Source organism: Halorhodospira abdelmalekii (assembly GCF_016583625.1).
Taxonomy (GTDB): domain Bacteria; phylum Pseudomonadota; class Gammaproteobacteria; order Nitrococcales; family Halorhodospiraceae; genus Halorhodospira; species Halorhodospira abdelmalekii.
Genome location: NZ_NRRN01000006.1, coordinates 46,540 through 63,444 on the forward strand (window position 1 = coordinate 46,540; position 16,905 = coordinate 63,444).

The following is a 16,905-nucleotide window of genomic DNA, read 5'->3' on the forward strand; positions in this document are numbered from 1 at the left end:
GTGCGCCCGGGTGCGTTAGTATGCTGCTGCGTCGCGTCATCCGGGTGCGATTAAGCCGCTTCTCGGGTATCCTTGGTGCCTTCGTTTGTGGGTGGTTCTCTGGCGGTTGTCCCCGCCGGAGGATGGAGTGCTAACCGAAGTGGCACCAGGACTGCGGTGCATGCAGCCGTATCGAATTGTAGAACGCTGGCTGGGTCGACTGCTCGGGGCTTTGGGTGGCGGGCTGATTGCTGCGCCGCTCGGGGTCGCCGTGCCGTTCGGCGTGCTCAGCGGTTTCCTGCTTGGCTTCGGTCTCGATCAGTGGGTACGGGTAACGCAGAGCGTTGGCTTGGTTTGGAGTGGTTGCGGCCTGAATGCGGCGCAGCGGGTCTACATCGGTGCTACGGCTCTGGTGATGGGCTACGTTGCGAAATACGACGGGCGGGTGAGCGAGGCGGAGGTCGCCGCCGCGCGCCGCGTGCTCAACGAATTGCCCCTCGATGAATGCGGCCGCAAGCGCGCGATCGTGGTCTTTAATCGGGGCAAGGATCCGGCGGCGCCGCTGCGTGTGGTGTTGTGGCTGTTGCGCTGGGTCGGTCGCAGCCGCCCGGAAGAGCTGGCGCGTTTTCTCGACTTCCAACTGCGCGTCGCCGCTGCCGATGGCCTGCCGGATGCCGCACGCGAGCGGTTACTGCGCTGGATCTGGCGCCAGGCCGGGGTCTCCGTGGTCGATCTCGATGCCCGTCTTGATGGGCTGCGACGTGGCAAGCTGAATCGCACGGTGCGTCCAACGATCGATCACGCCTACCGGCTTTTAGGGGTTGGTCGCAATGCTTCGCCCGAGCAGGTGCGCAAGGCGTATCGGCGCGCGATCAGTCGTAGCCACCCGGATCGCCTCGTCGGGCGCGGGCTCTCCGAGCAAGAGATCGAGGCCGCTGGTGAGCGTACGCGGCAGATTCGCGCTGCCTACGAGGCAATCCGCGAGGTTCGAGGGATGTAGTCGAGACGAGCCGAGAGGCCAAAAGAGAGAAAAGCAACCGGTAGCCTGGTGGCAAGCACCGATGGCACCGCGCAATCGAGCACGAGGAAGAGGATCAAGAGCCATGCAAGCGCAATTCGCTGCAGTGACTGTCGAGCTTGAAGTCGGTGATATCGCCGCGCAGCACGAGTGTGATGCGGTTGTAAACGCCGCCAACGCCGAGCTACAGCCTGGGAGCGGCGTCGCCGGGGCGATTCACGAGGCCGCTGGCCCGGAATTGGCGCAGGCGTGTCAGCCGTTGGCACCGCTTGAGCCCGGGCAGGCGGTGATTACCGACGCGTACAACCTGCCCAATCGGCACGTCATCCACTGCCTCGGGCCGGTCTTCGGGGTCGATGAGCCTTCCGACGAGCTGCTCGCCGCCTGCTATCGCGAAGCGCTGCGCTTGGCCGAGGAGCAGCAACTCGCTTCGATCGCCTTCCCGTCGATCTCGACCGGGGCTTTCTGCTACCCCATGGTGCAGGCCGCCGAGGTAGCGCTGACGACGATTGCCGAAACGGCATCGCAGCTCCAGCACATCAAACGGGTGCGCTTGGTGTTGCCGAACGAGCGGGCGCTGCAGGCGCATGAACGCGCCCTTGAAGCGCTGCTTGAGGGTGAGGAGGAGGCATGAGCGTCGCCCTTGCCTGGCCGCACTTGCAGCAGCGCTGGCAGGCCGAGGTCTTGCCGGCGCTTGAAGCCTTTGTGCAGATCCCGGCAAAATCCCCCCACTTCGACCCCGACTGGCAAGAGAACGGCCATCTTGAGGCCGCCTTGGAGCTTGGGGCGCAGTTCTGTCGAGATCACTTGCCTGACGCCGCCGTCGAGATCGTGCGCGAGCCCGGGCGCACCCCGCTGCTCTTCGTCGAGGCGCCGGCTTCTCCCGGCAACGGGGACGGTGAGTCAGCGCTAGCGGCGGCGGGTACGGCGCTGATCTACGGCCACTTCGATAAACAGCCGGAGAACAGTGGCTGGTCGAGCGGGTTGGCGCCGTGGCAGCCGGTGATCCGCGACGGTAAGCTCTACGGCCGTGGCGCGGTTGACGATGGCTACGCGCTCTTCTCCGCAGTGCTCGCCTTAGCCGCTCTGCGCGAGAGTGGGCAGCCGACCCCGCGTACGCTCTTTCTGATCGAGACGTGTGAGGAGAGCGGCAGTTACGACTTGCCGGCCTACCTCGATCGGCTCGCAGAGCGAATCGGCGCGGTCGATCTGGTGGTCTGTCCCGATGCCGGTTGTGGCACTTACGATCGGCTCTGGTGCACGACCTCGCTGCGCGGCATGATCACTGGCACGCTGCGGGTCGATGTGCTGCACGAGGGCGTTCACTCCGGCGATGCCGGCGGGGTGGTGCCGTCGAGTTTTCGGATCCTACGCAGTCTGCTTTCGCGCCTGGAGGACGAAGCGAGCGGCGAGATCTTGCCGGAGCTCTGTCGCGTGTCGATCCCCGAGCAGTGTCGTGAGCAGGCAGAGCACGCCGCGACGGTGCTCGGCGGCGCGATCCGCGAGCGTTATCCCTTCTTGGAGGGCGTGCGGCCGCAAGTCGACGATCCGGCCGAGTTGCTGCTGGCGCGCAGTTGGCGGGCGGCGCTGGAGATTGTCGGTGCCGAGGGGCTGCCCCCGGTGGCCGCCGCCGGCAACGTCCTACGCCCCTTTAGTGCGTTGAAACTGGCTCTGCGTCTGCCGCCGACGGCCGCCGCCGAGGCGGTCGCAACCGATCTGCAGCGGCTGTTGACCAGCGCTCCGCCTGCTAGCGCCCCGGTTGCTTTTGAGCTGGAGGCCGTGGCTGACGGCTGGGCGGCACCGGCGACTGCGCCGTGGCTCAGCGCGGCCTTGGAGCGGGCCGGAGCCAGCTACTTTGGGGCTGCCCCGGTGCTGATGGGCGAGGGGGGTACGATCCCCCTGATGGCTTGGCTGCAGGCGCGTTTTCCGCAAGCGCAATTCTTGGTCACTGGAGTGGCTGGTCCTGGGTCAAACGCCCACGGCCCCGATGAGTTTCTTCACCTGGATGCAGCGCAGCGGGTGACCGGCTGCCTGGCCGAGGCGCTGGCAGCGCTAGCGCAGCAGCATGTTCGATAAGGGGACCGATAATGTTCGATAAGGGGACGGATTTAAAATCTGTCCCCTTTGGCCCAGCCCTGACCTGGCTGATTGCACTCATCACACTGACGATCGTGGCGGCTGCAGCGCCACCGACGTCCGCCTCGCCGCCGACACCGGAGTCGACCGCAGCGACGGCTTCGGTGACGGCCGAGGCAACGGTCGAAGAGGCGATCGCGGCAGCCCCCGCGCAGCTGACACCACTCCTCGAGGCGATCGACGCCACCGCCGCTGAGCAGTGGCTCGCAGCCAGCCGTGCCGAGGCGTGGGAGCGGCGCGCTACCGATGAGACCCGTGATGAGGACGAGCGTACCCTGTGGCAACGGGCGTACGAGGTCGAGGTGGCGGGCGCCGAACGGCTGCACGGCGCCCTGGAGCGGGTGGCAGTGGCGCGCGAGCTGCCCGCGCGGCTGAGCGATCTTGAGCAGCGCTGGACGGCCCTGCCCGAGATCGGGCGGCTAACGAGCGATGAGCCGACCTTTGGTGCCGTCGAACAGGCGGTGCGCGAGGTGGAGCAGCGGCGCCGTCAGGTCAGCAGTGAGCTGGAGCAGCGGCGGGCGACCCTGGCTCGGCTTGAGGAGCAGAGCCGGGGACAGACCGAGACGCTGGAGCGGTTGCGCCGCGAGCGCACCGAGGCATTGGAGACGCTGCCTCCTATCGCCGCCGATCCAGAGCATGCAGAGGCGAGCGAGGCCGTGCGCCTGGCCATCGAGCGGCGTGCCGATGCCCGCATCCTCGCCGCGCAGCTCGATCAGCAGACGCTGGCGCCCCGCATTACCGTGCTGCGGCTTGAAAGCCGCGTCCTGGCCGCCAAATTCGAGCACTTGCGCGCTCCGCTGCTTGCCCTTGAGCAGCGTTTGGAGGCGCTAGCCAGTGAGGAGTTGCGCGCCCTCCAAGCCGATCTGCAGCGCCTGCTCGAGCGCGAGCCACAGCTCACCGAACGCTTCCCCGGTCCCCTCCAAGAGTTGCGTCGGCATCTCGATGAGAGTGCACAGCTGCAGGCGCGCATCCGCGAGCTGCAGGCCAAGCGCGAGCACTACCTGCAGGTCGAGCAGGATCTTGGTCAGACCCTGATCAATGTCCGTGAGCGCTTGGAAGTCAGTGGTCTGACCGAGGCTCTGGGGGGGCTCTTTATCGAAGAGCAGCGGCGTCTGCGGCAGTTTGATCGGGCGCGCTTTATGGTGCGGCAGCTAGAGCGCGAACTGGCACAGTCACGGTTGCGCCAGATCACCCTGCGCGAGCAGTTGGCGCAGTTGCCGGTCGTGGCCGAGACCGCCGCCGATGATCCGGCAGCAGGCGAATTGTTGCGGTTGCGTCGGCAAGTCTTGGCGACTCAGCTGCAGGCCGAGGAGCTCCTAGCCGAGCAGTTGCGACAGAGTGGCCTGCCGCTGCGCGAGGTCGCACGCTTGGTCGATGAACTCGATCAGGTGCTGCGCGAGACGCTGCTGTGGTGGCCGAGCCACGCCGCGGTCGGCTTGGACTGGATCGCCCGGGTGCCGGCGGCGAGTGGTGCGTTGCTGGAGCCCGCCGCGTGGGTCGAGTTGCGTGATGCCCTCTACGTAGTCTCCGTCGGGTCCCCTCTGCCGCTTGGGTTGTCGGTCCTCGCTGCGCTGCTGATCTATCTATGGGGACGGCGGGGGCGTGAGCAGCTGCCGGCGTTGGCGCAGCGCACCCGGCACCGCTTCACCGACAATATGAAGCTGACCTTCCAAGCGCTCGGCTGGAGCCTGCTGCGGGTCTTGCCGGTGCCGCTGATCTTGGCAGTGACGGCGTGGCGGCTGCAGCAGTTGCCCGACGCCGGATTCAGTGTCGAGATCTTGGCAACCCTGCTCTTTAGTGCCTCGCTGTGGTGGTTGGCCGGTCACTTCCTGCTGGTGCTGACCCGGCGCGATGGGGTCGGTACCGTGCATCTGCGTTGGCATCCAGAGTGGGTGCAGCGGCTGCGCCGCCATCTGTCGTGGTATCTGCCGTTGCAGCTGCTCTTGATCCTGCTGCTCGGTCTGACCTTCGGCCATCCGAGTGAGTTGGTGGCCGATATCTATGGGCGGGTCGCCTTGCTCGCATCGATCGCCTGTACGGCGACCTTGGGCTGGCTGCTGCTTGCGCCCTTCGTCGATACTGAGCACCCACCGCTGCTGGAGCGACGGCGGCGCTGGCTGCACGTTGGGTTCATGGCGGCGGCCGGGGTGTTGGTGCTGCTCGCTTTGGCCGGGTACCTGCTGACCGTCAGTGAGGTCATGGCGCGCCTGATCGACACTCTCGCTATTCTCGGTGCGGTCTATCTTGGGTATGGCTTGGCGCTGCGTGCCTTGATGCTCAGCGAAGCGCGGCTGCGGCTGCGGCAGTTGCGCGAGCAGCGCGCCGCGGCGGCCGCGAGTGGTGCTGCGGCGGCCAGTGGCCCCGACGGTGGGGTCGAGATCAGCGAGCCGCAACTGGATCTGGAGGATATCAATCAGCAGACGCGCAGCCTGGTGCGGGTTACCGCCGGCGGAGCCATCGTGATTGGCCTCTTCTGGGCGTGGGCCGATATCTTGCCAGCGCTGGCGTGGCTCGATGGCGTCACCCTCTGGACGCGCACGGTAACCGTCGGCGAGGCCGAGGTACTGAGCCGGGTTAGCCTGCAAGATCTCTTGCTGGCGCTGCTGCTCGGGGTGATCTTTACCCTGGCTACGCGCAACCTGCCTGGGCTGGTCGAGATCGTGCTGGCGCGCAGTACCCAGATGGATGCCGCCGGACGCTATACGGTGACGATGCTGCTGCGCTACGTCTTGGCGGTGGTGGCTGTCGTCGTCGTCTTCTCGCTGCTGGGACTGCGCTGGAGCGAGCTGCAGTGGATGGTGGCGGCATTGACCTTAGGCTTAGGGTTCGGCCTGCAGGAGGTCGTAGCGAACTTCGTCTCAGGGCTGATCGTCCTCTTCGAGCGCCCCGTCCGTGTCGGCGACACCATCACCATCGGCGAGTACAGTGGCACGGTCTCGCGCATCCGGACCCGGGCGACGACGATTGTCGATTGGGACAATCGCGAGATCGTGGTGCCGAATAAGAACTTCATCACCGAGCGGTTGATCAACTGGACCCTCTCTGACACCACCACCCGCTTGACCATCCCGGTCGGTGTCAGTTACGACTCCGATGTCGACCGGGTGCGTGAGGTGCTACTGGAGGTTGCGCAGGCCAACGAACGGACCTTGGCAGAGCCGGCCCCGACCGTCTTCTTCCTGAGTTTTGGCGACAGCGCGCTGACCTTCGAGTTGCGGGTCTACGTCAGCGCCCTGGGCGATCGTCTGGTGACCGTCAGCGAACTGCACACGGCGATCATCAAGCGCTTCCGCGAGGAGGGGATCGAGATCGCCTATCCGCAGATGGACCTGCACATCCGTGACGGACTGCCCGCAGCGCCTGGGTCTTGGTCGCCGCCCGAGGCGCCGCTACCTGGCGGTTCGCCGTCGCCCTAAGGGGCGACGCAATTGGTTAAGGGCGATAGACCAGAAAGCCGGAGGGATTCAATCCCTTCGCACCGATGCATCGTGATTCCACCACGTCCAGTGACGCTGTGGGCTCTGCCACGTCGCGCCGTAACGAAAGGCGAGGTACGCCTCCGGAGTGGCGGGAATAGGCAAGCTAAGTTCGTGCCAAGAGAGTCGTTCAAGCTGCGCGAAATAGTGCGCCGGGACGCTCGACTTGTAGACCACACCGAGTGGTTCACGCAGCCGATAGAGCGCTCCGAGTAGGGTGTCGTGGCAGCCGGCAGTGATGGATCGCCGCCGTACCGTACCGGTGAATTGTCCGCTGTAGCCCGTCAGGTATTCACCCCAGCGCAGCAGTCGCCACAGCTTACGGCGCAGCGGTCCCCGGTGGAGGTCGGGCAGCCGCGGATACATCACCAGCTCCTTTCGCCATAGGGGTGGGTCGCTGTTGACCCACTCGTAGCAGGCGAGGTCGAAATCGCGGCTAGAGCCATCACCAGGCAGCACTTTAAGGTTGCGACGGGTGCGCACCAGATGCGCGCCAAGCCGGTCCCGAATGTTCCAAAGTGCGGCGTGTGCAGCGTTGAGACCGGCTGCCGGTAGGGAGAGGTCGACGTCGCGGTCCCACGGCAACAGGCGCCCTTCGCGAACCAAGCCGAGCAGAGTGCCGTGGTCGATCCACCAGCGCACCCCCGCCTCATCAAGCGCCTTCTGAATCAGCGACAAGCGGTAGAGATCATCCATCGGCGTGCTCCTTGGCCGCAGGGGAGCGTTGGTTGGTAACTCCGTACGCCGCTAAGCGGTTGCGGTAGGCGCGGACGCCGAAGCGCTCCCGCGCCTCATCACGGGTGCGGCGACAGCGTTCCAGCAGCGCTGTTTGGTCTGCCGCCAGTGCCCGTAACGTCGGGAGTACGGCGGTTGCCGAACAGTAGATCGGTGTCTCGCCGTAGCAGCCGCGGAACCGCTCGGGCAGGATGACCGGCAGACCGGCCGCCATCGCCTCAACCACGCAGCGGGCCATCGGCTCTATGCGGGCCTCGTGCGGAAAGAAGACGAAGACGTCGAGCTCTGCCAGAAACTGCGTTACGGGGAGGGCGCCATACTTGATGTCGAGCCAGTTTTCCGGCATGCGTCCGAGGATACGCCGCGGGCGGGAGCAACCGCCGAGGAATCGGGCTTCGATTTCGGGGGTCTCGGGGTAGGCGGCGAGCAGCGTGGCAGGATCACTCGGCCATTTGTTATAGACGTCGCGAACATGGCGGCCAATGACCAGTGGCCGCTGGGGGGTGGCGGCGCGGGCAGCACGGGCCGCCAGTTCAGCGTCGCTGGCGAGCAGGCGCGATGGGACGACGTTCAGCCAGTCTTCGGCGGTCAGCGGCAGGGTGGCGTTCCACGCCGCCATAGCCGCGCGGGCGTCGGGACCGTTGGGGGCCCACACCGGCGCACTGCCGAGCAGTTGGGTGGCGCCGGTGTGGCAGGCGAGGGGATCATAGAAGGGTTGGTCCGTGGTCAGACGCTGCGGCGGCTGGTTGACGACCAAAACCGCCCGCTCGACGGTGAGTCGTGGCCGTGGTGCCGGCAACGTAACAAAGGCCGGCGGGTAGCGCAGCACCGCTAGGCGCGCGCGGGCGGAGGGGTGCGCGTTGAGCAAAGGCACTCCAAGGTCGGCCAGGCAACCGAGGGCGTCCTGTTTAAGGCTCCAGCTCTTGGCCGTATAGGTGGCAGCGTCGAGTTGGAGGGCGGCAACCCGCCAGCCTTCTGCGCGCGCCAGTTCGATCTCACTAAGGACTGAGGCGATGGTACCGCCACGGATGCGAAAGTCGGTGATGAAGAGAAGATCCCAAGTCGTTCGCTCGCCCGGCAGCAGGGCGGTCCAGTCGCGCCGATATTGCTGTGGCGTCTCGCTGCTGACCGGAAGCGAGCCGGGTGCGTAGGGGAGTTCGGTTAAGAGCGGGGCGGCCAACGTCGGGCGCGCGCGTGCCAACGCCTCGGCGAACACCTTAAGGGCTAGGCGGTTGGTCGGCACGCGGTCCTGGCCACGATGGAGCGGCTGGAGGAGGGTGTGGGCGAGCCGGTGTAACCGATTTCGAGGGCGCGGTGCGGCCACGGCGATGTGCGCTAACGGACGTTGGCGATCGCTGAGCAGTGCCACTAGAAGCGCAATTGGAGAGGCTTGTTCACAGTGGTGCAGTTCGCCGCCTAAGACGCCGGCACGGACGGCAAAGGTAAGCGCTCGCTCGGGGCGGCGGTGGCGGAAGGGACGGTTAAGGCTGCCGCCGAGAGTGAAGAGGACGACCTCGACGGGGGCGGCAATCGTGGCCGGGATGGGGAGGTCGGTCGGCCGATAACTGACGGCGTCGTAGACAATGACCCAGCGCTCCGGCTGTTCAGCCGCCAGTTGGCGGAGCATGGGGCAGGCGAGGGGAAATTGGCTGAGGGAGAGGGTGACCGGAGCGTGGCCGGAGGGGGCGACCGGCGCTGGCAGCGACAGCGATGCAGCTTCTGCAACGCGGGCGTGGAGCGCAGCGGTGTATCCGGTGAGTCGCTGGGACTGATGCAGCGACGGTGGTAGCTGAGCATGGACCCAAGTCCGCAGGCCGAAGTGGTCGAGGGCTCGCTTCGTCAAGCGAATCAGCGTGCGGCGGCGAATCATACGCTCTGCTCGATCGCATGTTGGCGAATCGAGAAAGGCGATTCACTGCGCTGTCGGTCGGCGGTGGGGCGGTGTCTAGGCAGAGATAGAAGTATGGACATCACTTTGCTCTTGCGGCGGCAGGCGAATCCGTTTAGACGGGGCGCGTTAGGTTGGGTGCCGGCGCAGCCGCAGCCGGTGGCGCACCTTGCGCCAAGCCGCGGCGGCAATCCGGCGTGCGGTGACCGGTAGCCGCAGGCGCAGCGGCAGCGACCGCCACGCCTGCACAGCGTGGGCCGCAGCCAGCTGGCACTCCAGATCGTGGATTTCAGCCTGGTAACGCTCCCGCTCCTGCTGAAAATCCTCGCTCTGCTCCCACAGATCGAGCTCCAGTTCGGCGATGCGTGCTTGCAGCACCTGCAGAGTCGCGCTCTCAGTTTCAGGGGGGCGTTGCGGATCAGGGTTGGCCGGGTGCGGCTGTGGCGGCGTGCTCGCTTGGTGGTTCACTGCTTCGGTTCCTGAAAATCCACCCTCAAAAGGGTCGCTCCCGTCCGGCCGGGAGGCGGGGGTGAGAGGGGTTCGGCCGCATATCACATCACGCGGCGGCGGCCATGACAAGCCAAAGGCCGCTGCTTTGCAGTTTGTAAAGGGGGGGGCAGCGAGGTGCGGCTGTGAGCCGCCGCTTAGTAGAGGGTGTAGTGGGGCAGGGGCTGGTCGGGGCCGCGCAGGGCGTGCGGCAGCCACTGCGGGAGCCGATCGGGGTGCTCGATCCGGGGCGTGCGCCCGGTGCGCAGGCACTGTTGCTGCCACTCGGTCGTCAAGCGTTGAAAGAGCTCCTGCAGGCGGTTGCGACCAAAGGCGCTGCGCGCCAGAGGGCCGCTGGCAGTCAGAGAGACAGGGTGCCAACGCGCCAGGGTCAAACAGAGGTCAGTTGCTGCGGCCACCCCCCGTGGCCCGTAGACGGTTTTGATGCGCGCCTCGTACTCACGGTCGGCGCCGGCGCCCGATGCGATCGGCTGAAAGAAGCCGAGCCGATCGAAGACCGACCGTTTAAAGAGCAGTGATGAGAGGTTCTTTTTTAGTACCGGGCCGTGCGCCTGCAGCTGGATGGCGCCGTTATCGGCAAGTCGGATTGTGGCGGCGATCGCTGCCACCGTGCCGTGGGACTCAAGCGTGGCGAGCAGGCGCTGCAACTGCTCCGGGTGACTCCAGTCGTCGGCGTCGAGAGTGGTGAGGTAGTCGCCGCGGGCGTGCTGCAGGGCGACATTGCGTGTTCGATAGACTCCGCAGTTCGCGGCCATGCCGATCACCCGCACCCGTGAATCGCGCTGCTGCCAAGCCCGTGCTCGCGCTAGCGTCGCGTCGCTGCTGCCGTCGTCGACGACGATCAGCTCCCAGTTGCGGTGGTGTTGTCCTACCACTGAGGCGATTGCGGTGTCGATGGTTGCTGCGGCATTGAATGCTGACATGATCACGGAGATCAGCGGTTCGGGGGCGGATGAGTTGGCAGTCGCGTCGCTGTTGCTGGTGTCGTTGCGACTGGTGGCAGCGGTGACGTTGTCGACCGAGAGCGGTGCTTGCGGATCGCGGCGGCAGAGGGGGGCTAACTGGTGGCGGTGCAGTTCGCGGTTGAGGGCGGCCAGCGCCTGTGGCGAGTCGCCTAAGCGGGCGTGGAGGGCAGCGTGCAGCCAGCCCAGCCGTGGTAGGTCGGCGCCCCTGGCGCTTTTGACGGCGGCCCAGGCCGCTACGTGCTGCAAGATGGCTGTTGGGGGCGTACCAAGTCGCTCCAGGGCGGCAGCCAGTCGACCGAGGTGACGGGCCTTACGCCGCCGGGTGTGGGCGAGGGCGTGCTGCGCCCAGGCGAGCGCCTGTTCCGGATCGTCTTCAGCGAGCAGTTGCTGGAGGCAGGTGCTAACCGCGGGGTCGCTGAGGGCCGTGTGCGGTAGGGTCGTGGCGACGGTCTGCGCCTCCTCCGGCAGTTCCAGGCGCAGCAGCGCCTCCAGGTAGAGACCGGTCCAGCGCCGCAGGTCGGCCGCAGCCGTAGAGCGCAGCAGCCAGGGCTGGTAGTACCGGCTGACGCGGCGAACCCCGGAGTAGCGGCGGAGCTGATAGAGCGCTTCAATGTAAGCGATCAGTGCCGTGGCGACGGTTGGCGGCGGGTTTTGCCACGGTGTTGGTCCGGCAAAGAGCGGGCCACCGGCCTCGGCGACTAAGGGCCAGTCGTGGTGGTGAGCCGCGCTCTTCAGTAGGCGCAGCCTTTCGTGGCGGCGTTGTTCGGTGCTCGGTGAGCGCTGCGGCGGTCGGTTGCTGCGCCTCTGCAGCAGCAGCCAGGCCGAGCAGCGGCGCCGCGGCCGGCAGCCGGCAGCTAGAAGTGGCGCCTCCCAAGCGGCGCGGGCCGCGGTGAGCAGGCCGATGTGGCCGCCCGGCGGCAGCGCCGCGGTCATCGCTCGCGCCTGCTCTGCTCGCGCCGCGAGCGGTGGCAGTGGGTCGGTGGCGCCGACTGCAGTAAAGAGCACCGCCGCCGGAGGCGTGCCCGGCGTGGCCCAGCAGTAAGCACTGTCGGGCGCTGGTGCCGGTGGACGGTCGCTGGCGGCAAGGGGGTGACCGGTGGCGGTGAGCAGTTGTATCGGTGCCGGTCGCCCGATCTCCTCAGCACTGCCAGTAGCGGCACCGTCCGCAGTGGTGCGCCCCCCGCTACTGGTTGCGCAGTCGTCCAGCCAGTGCGCTATGCACTGCTGCACTACGCACAGCACCACTGGATCGTCCATTCTCTCTGTCATCGGCAATTCATGATCTGTTGCTCACGCAGCGGGCTTTGGCGGCCCTCTCTGTCAATCCGGCTGCTCTCACAGGCCGTGCCTTTAGGCAGGGGGCTTTAACAGGTGGTTGACGACTAAGCTCTCCGGCCGCACATTCTAACCTTACCGAGCGGTTGATCAGCTCGACCCTCGCCGACATTGCCACCCCGGGGTTACCTCGTCCCCCTCAGGAGTGATTGGCTATGACCGACAGATCAGCTGCAACCGCACAAGGGTCGCCTGCCGAGCGCCGCCCGACGGTCTTTTTTGACGGCCAGTGTCCGGTCTGCCGCCGGGAGATCGCGCTCTACCAGCGTCTCGACCGCGCTGCAGCGATTGAGTGGCGCGATCTGCACGAACCCGACGCGTTAGAGGGAACCGCACTGACCTGGGAGGAGGCGATGCAGCGCTTCCACTGTAAAGACCGCGACGGCACCCTCTACGGCGGCGTAGCCGCCTTCACCGTGGTCTGGTCGTACCTGCCGTACTGGCGGTGGCTCGCCTGGTTTGTCCGCGGGTTCGGCCTGACCCGCCCACTCGAGCCGCTCTATCGCTGGTATGCACGCCGCCGTTACCAGCGCGTTTGCCGCATCGATAGTAAGGATTGCAGCTGAGCCACAGTCGACAGTCGGCACGGCAGGCGGCTTGATAGCGCAGCTGGTCAGCACGGCCAGCCTGCTCGCTATGCTCCGGTCCAGTTGCCGCTCGGGATGCGCTCGCCGGAAGCGTCATTCTTGACATAGAGCCAAGCGTCGCCGCACGGCGTTTTAATGCGCTTGCGATCGTACAAGACCGGGTAGTCTTCAAGCGCATCGATCGGCGCTAGGTTGTCGACCTCGTAGATCTCACCGTGGATCGAAGTGTTGCCGCCCTCGCGGACGGCCGGGAAATCGCCAAGATCGATCATCTCGTACTCCGGGCTGGTCGCCCAAGCCCGCAGAAAGCGACTCCCCGCCTGCGCGAAGACGTGGTGGTTGGAGTGGCCCCTTTTGAGGGTGCCGTAGACAAAAACAAGGTGCGTTTTTGGGCTTGTCTCCATCGGAACTTCTTGTCGGTGTTTCGTCTGTGCTGTCCCGAGCCGGTTGAATTCGTTTGACGCCGAGACGAGGAAAGCGTTCCTGAGTAGATACACACGCTGCTTGTGGTCGCGGTTCCGGTTGTGTCGTTAAACTGGTCGCATCGTGCGGAGGGTATAGAGTGATGATCAGAGGCGCAGTCTACGACAGGCTGATTCTGGGGCTCACCTCGCGGTGGTATGCCGAGGTGGTGGAGCGGCTGCCCGAAGGCTCGCTCTTTCTCGATGTGGGGATCGGTACCGCGGGTGCGTTGATGGCGAATGCCGAGCGGGTGAAGGGCAAGGCGCTGCGCGTGGTCGGCATCGATATCGACGCCGACTATGTGGAGCGTGCCCGCCGGCGCGTGTCGGGGTCGTCGCTGGAAGATCGGGTCGAGGTGCGGCTGGAGTCGGTCTATGCGCATCGCGGCGGCCCGTACGATTTCGTCTATTTTTCCGGCAGCTTTATGCTGTTGCCCGATCCAGAGGAGGCCCTGCGGCACTGCTGCAAGTTACTCCGCCCCGGCGGGCGCCTCTTCTTCACCCAGACTATCCAGGAGCGGCCCGCGCCCTGGCTGGAGATCGTAAAGCCGTTGCTGAGGCGGTTGACTAGCATCGATTTTGGGCGGGTGACCTATCGCGAAGAGTTAGAGAATCAGCTCCGCTGCGCTGGGCTGGAAGTCGAAGAGTTCGCGGTGCTCTCGCGACACAGAGGGCGCTCCGCTTGCCTCATTGCAGCGCGGCCGCGCGATGGTTGACGACGTGCACGAGGCTCATGCGATACCGGGCCGACAAGAGCCGCAGCCGCCTTACTCGTCGCTGGAACGCTCATCAGTCTCCTCAGCCGAGCGTTGGCGCAGCCGCTCGAGTTTGCTCCGCACCCGCCCTTGCCGGGCGGCGGTTGCGGCGGCATCTACGGTGAAGGTCACCGCCTCTAGTCCCGGGGTCAGGTGGCCGCTTAGACGCAGCGTGGTTCCGGGAACAGCGGCGGCGGGTAGACGCTCGGCGGCGATCTCGTAGACCTCACCGGCGGGGCCGACGAGAAGCCGCGCGATGCCCTCATCAACGGCGTCGACGGTGGCCTCGTGGCTCACCGTCTTGGCCTTGTGGCTGGCCGTCTCGTTTGCGGTTGCGGAGGTGTCATGGGGTTCGCCAGCCTCCTCTCGGGTTGCCCGGCGTTCCTGGTGGTCCTGAGAGTCTGCCTGAAGCGGCGATTGTGGATTCAAGTCGGAGGAGGAAGTTGGCGGCATAGCAGCAGTACCCGGCGATAGAGTCAGCATGGCGAGTAGCATGAGCAGCAGCACGGGGGCCAAAACGCCGACGTCGGATGGTTGGCAGACAAGACGGGTGCGCGAACGCGCGTTAGATTCTCTCCGATGGTCCTTCATAAATCGACTCCTTCCTTGGAGTGGTAGGTTTTGCTTTGTGGCGGCAGGCCGTGAAGTTGGCTGGTGCTGCCGGCGAGCGAAGTGTCGCCGAGCTTCGCCACGTTGTCCATCATGCTGCGACACCACCCGTCCCGGTGGCGCCCGCTATGATCCGTTGCCATTGTAACAGGTTGGTCAGGATCGCGGATCTTTTTGTGGGGCGCAGCGGCCTTTGAAGAAGGGGGAGTGGTGCCCCGAGCAGGATTCGAACCTGCGACCTATCGCTTAGGAGGCGATCGCTCTATCCGACTGAGCTACCGGGGCCGTGGTTGCAGCGTGTCGGCGAATTCTAACGGACTGGCGCCAGCGTGTTAAGCTTGCGCGCCTTCTATGTTCGCTACCGACCAGGACAGCATGTTGCCCAGAAAGCCGATACGCCGCCCTCTGCCCAACCTCGGTGCCCCTCTTTCGGCCACTCGATCCGTTGCGATTGGTCGGGCGATTAGCTGGGTGATTAGCTGGGTGATTAGCTGGGCGACTGGCTCGACAAAGGGCTGGACGAAGGGCTCGGCAAGGGGAGCGACAGGGGGCTCACTGGGCAGTGCCTCGGGGGTTGGCAGGCCCGAGTCACCGGTGCCCCGAAGCGCAGCCCGCCTGCGCCGCTCACTGCAGTCTGTCGCACTCGTCGCTGCAACACTCCTCGCCCCGCTGACCGCGGCCGCCGAGCTCGCCATCGACTTCATCGACATTGGCCAGGGCGATGCCACCTATATCCACGCCGACGGCCACCATGTCCTCATCGACGGCGGCACGCCGCGCCACGATGCCGCCGACTACCTGCGCGCCCGCGGCGTTGATCATATCGACCTACTCGTCGCCACCCATCCGCACGCCGATCACATCGGCGGCCAGATCGGTGTGCTACAGCGCAAATCGGTCGGTGAGATCTGGTATAGCGGCTACGAGCACTCCACTCAGACCTTCGAGACCTGGCTTGATGCTGCCCTGGACTCGAACGCCCGCTACCGTGAGCCGACGCGCGGCCACACCCAGCAGCTCGGGCAAATGCGTCTCACTCTGCTCCATCCGGGGGTCGAAACCCCCAACCGCACCCCGCACGATCGCAACCTCGTCGTACGCATCGATCGTGGCCCCTGTTCGGCGATCATCGCCGGTGATATTGAGGTCAGCGGCGAGCGCGAGATCATCGCCAGCGGCCTCAACCTTCGTGCCGACGTCCTCGATCTTGGCCACCACGGCAGCCACACCTCAAGCAGCCAGGCGTGGCTTCGTGCCGTCTCTCCGCAGATTGTGGTTGCCCAATACGGCGTCGGCAATCGTTACGGCCATCCACACACCTCGGTCGTCGAGCGGGTCCGCGCCACCGGCGTGCCGCTGCTCGGCACCGGCGCCCACGGCACCATTCGCCTGCGCTGCGGGGCTGATGGGCAGTGGCAGGTGCGCACCGAGCGGCGCGGCACCGTGACCCCAGGTGACCTTGACCGCGACCGGGACAGCGCTGCAGCTGCCCCCGAGCCGGCCGGATGCATCGATCTCAACCGCGCTAGCGCGCGCGAGTTAGAGCGGATTACCCATATCGGCAGTGATCGGGCGCAGGCCATCATCGATCGCCGGCCGTGGTCGAGCGTCGAAGAGCTCAACCGCATCGACGGCATCGGCCCAGGAAGGCTGCGCGATATCCTGCAGCAGGGGGAGGCGTGCGTCGAGCGGTGAGATCAGGCGACCTTCTGTCTCCACGGCGGGCTGATCCCCTGGCGTGCTGGGTACCGAGAGTGTGCAGTGCTGCCCAAGTGATTGGCCGTGAGGCAGCAATGTGCTGGCAATGAGATAAGGCATTGCGGATTAACAAATCAGTCGGCTACTCTCGGAGGTGGGCATCGATGCCACTGAGGAGCCACCGCCATGTCCAACCGTGCCGCCATTCCAACGCTATTTTTCAGTGCGCTTTTGGCTGTAACCGTAGCCGCAGGGGAAGCGCACGCCCTTGACGATCGTACTATTGACCGCTGGCTTGGGTCGATGCAGGCGCTACAAGAGTGGGGAGATGAGCAGGAAGACCTCGACGAGATGCTCGAGGAGGATGACGTTGACTTCTCCCACCCCGGGGAGATCGACTTTGAGGCGATGTTTCGTGAACTTGCCGGAGAGCATCCGGAGATCGGTAACATCATCCGCGACCACGGCTATTCGAACAGCGACGAGTGGGCGCGGGATGGGGGCCGCATCATGCGGGCGACCATTGCCGTGCAGGCAGGAGGTGTGCAACCGGAGATGGAGCGGGCGCTGCGCGAGCTTGAAGAGCAGCCCCACCTCTCAGAGCAGCAGAGAGCGCAGATCCGCAGCCAAATGGAGCAACAGATGGGCGCATTCGGCGGACTCGTTGATGACGTTCCGGAGTCCGACCTTGAGGCGGTCAAGCGCCGCCAGGACGACATTTTGCGGGTTCTTGATGAGGACTAACGCAGGCGGTTG

14 protein-coding genes and 1 tRNA gene are annotated in these 16,905 nt (G+C 65.8%); 8 read left to right on the plus strand and 7 right to left on the minus strand.

The genetic code is table 11. From position 1 onward, the window contains the following. Nucleotides 1-160: 160 nt before the first annotated feature. The 4 genes from djlA to CKO15_RS02400 all read left to right on the plus strand — a co-directional run bounded on the left by djlA (nt 161) and on the right by CKO15_RS02400 (nt 6,549). Nucleotides 161-979, plus strand: a complete 819-nt coding sequence (djlA, locus tag CKO15_RS02385; RefSeq protein ID WP_200192129.1) for a co-chaperone DjlA — start codon at nt 161-163, stop codon at nt 977-979. 103 nt (nt 980-1,082) lie between these two features. After that, complete coding sequence (locus CKO15_RS02390; protein WP_200192131.1) at nt 1,083-1,631, plus strand: macro domain-containing protein; 549 nt, start codon at nt 1,083-1,085, stop codon at nt 1,629-1,631. Then, on the plus strand, nt 1,628-3,073 hold the full coding sequence (locus tag CKO15_RS02395) for a M20/M25/M40 family metallo-hydrolase (protein WP_200192133.1): 1,446 nt from the start codon (nt 1,628-1,630) through the stop codon (nt 3,071-3,073). The genes CKO15_RS02390 and CKO15_RS02395 overlap by 4 nt, the downstream gene beginning before the upstream one ends. An 11-nt stretch (nt 3,074-3,084) precedes the next feature. Beyond that, nucleotides 3,085-6,549: a mechanosensitive ion channel domain-containing protein gene (locus tag CKO15_RS02400; RefSeq protein ID WP_200192135.1), complete on the plus strand. Its 3,465-nt coding sequence runs from the start codon at nt 3,085-3,087 to the stop codon at nt 6,547-6,549. Between the two features lie 48 nt (nt 6,550-6,597). Here CKO15_RS02400 and CKO15_RS02405 read toward each other — a convergent pair whose 3' ends face one another. From CKO15_RS02405 to CKO15_RS02420, 4 genes are all read right to left on the minus strand, one after another. Then, nucleotides 6,598-7,305 (minus strand): LicD family protein, encoded by a 708-nt coding sequence (locus CKO15_RS02405; RefSeq protein WP_200192137.1) that lies wholly within the window; start codon nt 7,303-7,305, stop codon nt 6,598-6,600. Then, nucleotides 7,298-9,214, minus strand: coding sequence for a glycosyltransferase (locus CKO15_RS02410; RefSeq protein WP_200192139.1), 1,917 nt, complete (start codon nt 9,212-9,214; stop codon nt 7,298-7,300). The genes CKO15_RS02405 and CKO15_RS02410 overlap by 8 nt, the downstream gene beginning before the upstream one ends. 147 nt (nt 9,215-9,361) lie before the next feature. Then, nucleotides 9,362-9,700 (minus strand): hypothetical protein, encoded by a 339-nt coding sequence (locus CKO15_RS02415; RefSeq protein ID WP_200192141.1) that lies wholly within the window; start codon nt 9,698-9,700, stop codon nt 9,362-9,364. 176 nt (nt 9,701-9,876) lie between these two features. Further along, entirely contained in the window at nt 9,877-11,973 is a 2,097-nt protein-coding gene (locus tag CKO15_RS02420; protein ID WP_200192143.1) for a glycosyltransferase family 2 protein, read from the minus strand. A 221-nt stretch (nt 11,974-12,194) separates the two neighbouring features. Here CKO15_RS02420 and CKO15_RS02425 point away from each other — a divergent pair, with 221 nt between their 5' ends. Further along, entirely contained in the window at nt 12,195-12,605 is a 411-nt protein-coding gene (locus tag CKO15_RS02425) for a thiol-disulfide oxidoreductase DCC family protein (RefSeq protein ID WP_200192145.1), read from the plus strand. A 68-nt stretch (nt 12,606-12,673) separates the two neighbouring features. Here CKO15_RS02425 and CKO15_RS02430 read toward each other — a convergent pair whose 3' ends face one another. Beyond that, nucleotides 12,674-13,030, minus strand: coding sequence for a gamma-glutamylcyclotransferase family protein (locus tag CKO15_RS02430; RefSeq protein ID WP_200192147.1), 357 nt, complete (start codon nt 13,028-13,030; stop codon nt 12,674-12,676). 164 nt (nt 13,031-13,194) lie between these two features. On the opposite strand from CKO15_RS02430, the gene CKO15_RS02435 reads away from it, so the two are divergent. Then, nucleotides 13,195-13,803, plus strand: coding sequence for a methyltransferase domain-containing protein (locus CKO15_RS02435; protein ID WP_200192171.1), 609 nt, complete (start codon nt 13,195-13,197; stop codon nt 13,801-13,803). 51 nt (nt 13,804-13,854) lie between these two features. On the opposite strand, the gene CKO15_RS02440 is transcribed toward CKO15_RS02435, so the two are convergent. Further along, nucleotides 13,855-14,433, minus strand: coding sequence for a DUF3006 domain-containing protein (locus CKO15_RS02440; protein WP_200192149.1), 579 nt, complete (start codon nt 14,431-14,433; stop codon nt 13,855-13,857). Nucleotides 14,434-14,659: 226 nt separating this feature from the next. Next, nucleotides 14,660-14,736: transfer RNA gene (locus tag CKO15_RS02445), tRNA-Arg, on the minus strand. Nucleotides 14,737-15,045: 309 nt separating this feature from the next. Between CKO15_RS02445 and CKO15_RS13935 the strand changes: the two genes are divergently transcribed. Further along, the gene (locus CKO15_RS13935; protein WP_207123790.1) at nt 15,046-16,146 is read left to right on the plus strand and encodes an MBL fold metallo-hydrolase; all 1,101 of its coding nucleotides are present in this window, start codon (nt 15,046-15,048) and stop codon (nt 16,144-16,146) included. A 189-nt stretch (nt 16,147-16,335) separates the two neighbouring features. Next, entirely contained in the window at nt 16,336-16,893 is a 558-nt protein-coding gene (locus CKO15_RS02455; RefSeq protein WP_200192151.1) for a hypothetical protein, read from the plus strand. Nucleotides 16,894-16,905 lie beyond the last annotated feature (12 nt).

Coding starts and splice junctions, on each gene's coding strand:
- djlA (WP_200192129.1), top strand. CDS start 161: ATGCAGCCGTATCGAATTGTAGAACGCTGGCTGGGTCGACTGCTCGGG.
- CKO15_RS02390 (WP_200192131.1), top strand. CDS start 1,083: ATGCAAGCGCAATTCGCTGCAGTGACTGTCGAGCTTGAAGTCGGTGAT.
- CKO15_RS02395 (WP_200192133.1), top strand. CDS start 1,628: ATGAGCGTCGCCCTTGCCTGGCCGCACTTGCAGCAGCGCTGGCAGGCC.
- CKO15_RS02400 (WP_200192135.1), top strand. CDS start 3,085: ATGTTCGATAAGGGGACGGATTTAAAATCTGTCCCCTTTGGCCCAGCC.
- CKO15_RS02405 (WP_200192137.1), bottom strand. CDS start 7,305: ATGGATGATCTCTACCGCTTGTCGCTGATTCAGAAGGCGCTTGATGAG.
- CKO15_RS02410 (WP_200192139.1), bottom strand. CDS start 9,214: ATGATTCGCCGCCGCACGCTGATTCGCTTGACGAAGCGAGCCCTCGAC.
- CKO15_RS02420 (WP_200192143.1), bottom strand. CDS start 11,973: ATGACAGAGAGAATGGACGATCCAGTGGTGCTGTGCGTAGTGCAGCAG.
- CKO15_RS02425 (WP_200192145.1), top strand. CDS start 12,195: ATGACCGACAGATCAGCTGCAACCGCACAAGGGTCGCCTGCCGAGCGC.
- CKO15_RS02430 (WP_200192147.1), bottom strand. CDS start 13,030: ATGGAGACAAGCCCAAAAACGCACCTTGTTTTTGTCTACGGCACCCTC.
- CKO15_RS02440 (WP_200192149.1), bottom strand. CDS start 14,433: ATGAAGGACCATCGGAGAGAATCTAACGCGCGTTCGCGCACCCGTCTT.
- CKO15_RS02455 (WP_200192151.1), top strand. CDS start 16,336: ATGTCCAACCGTGCCGCCATTCCAACGCTATTTTTCAGTGCGCTTTTG.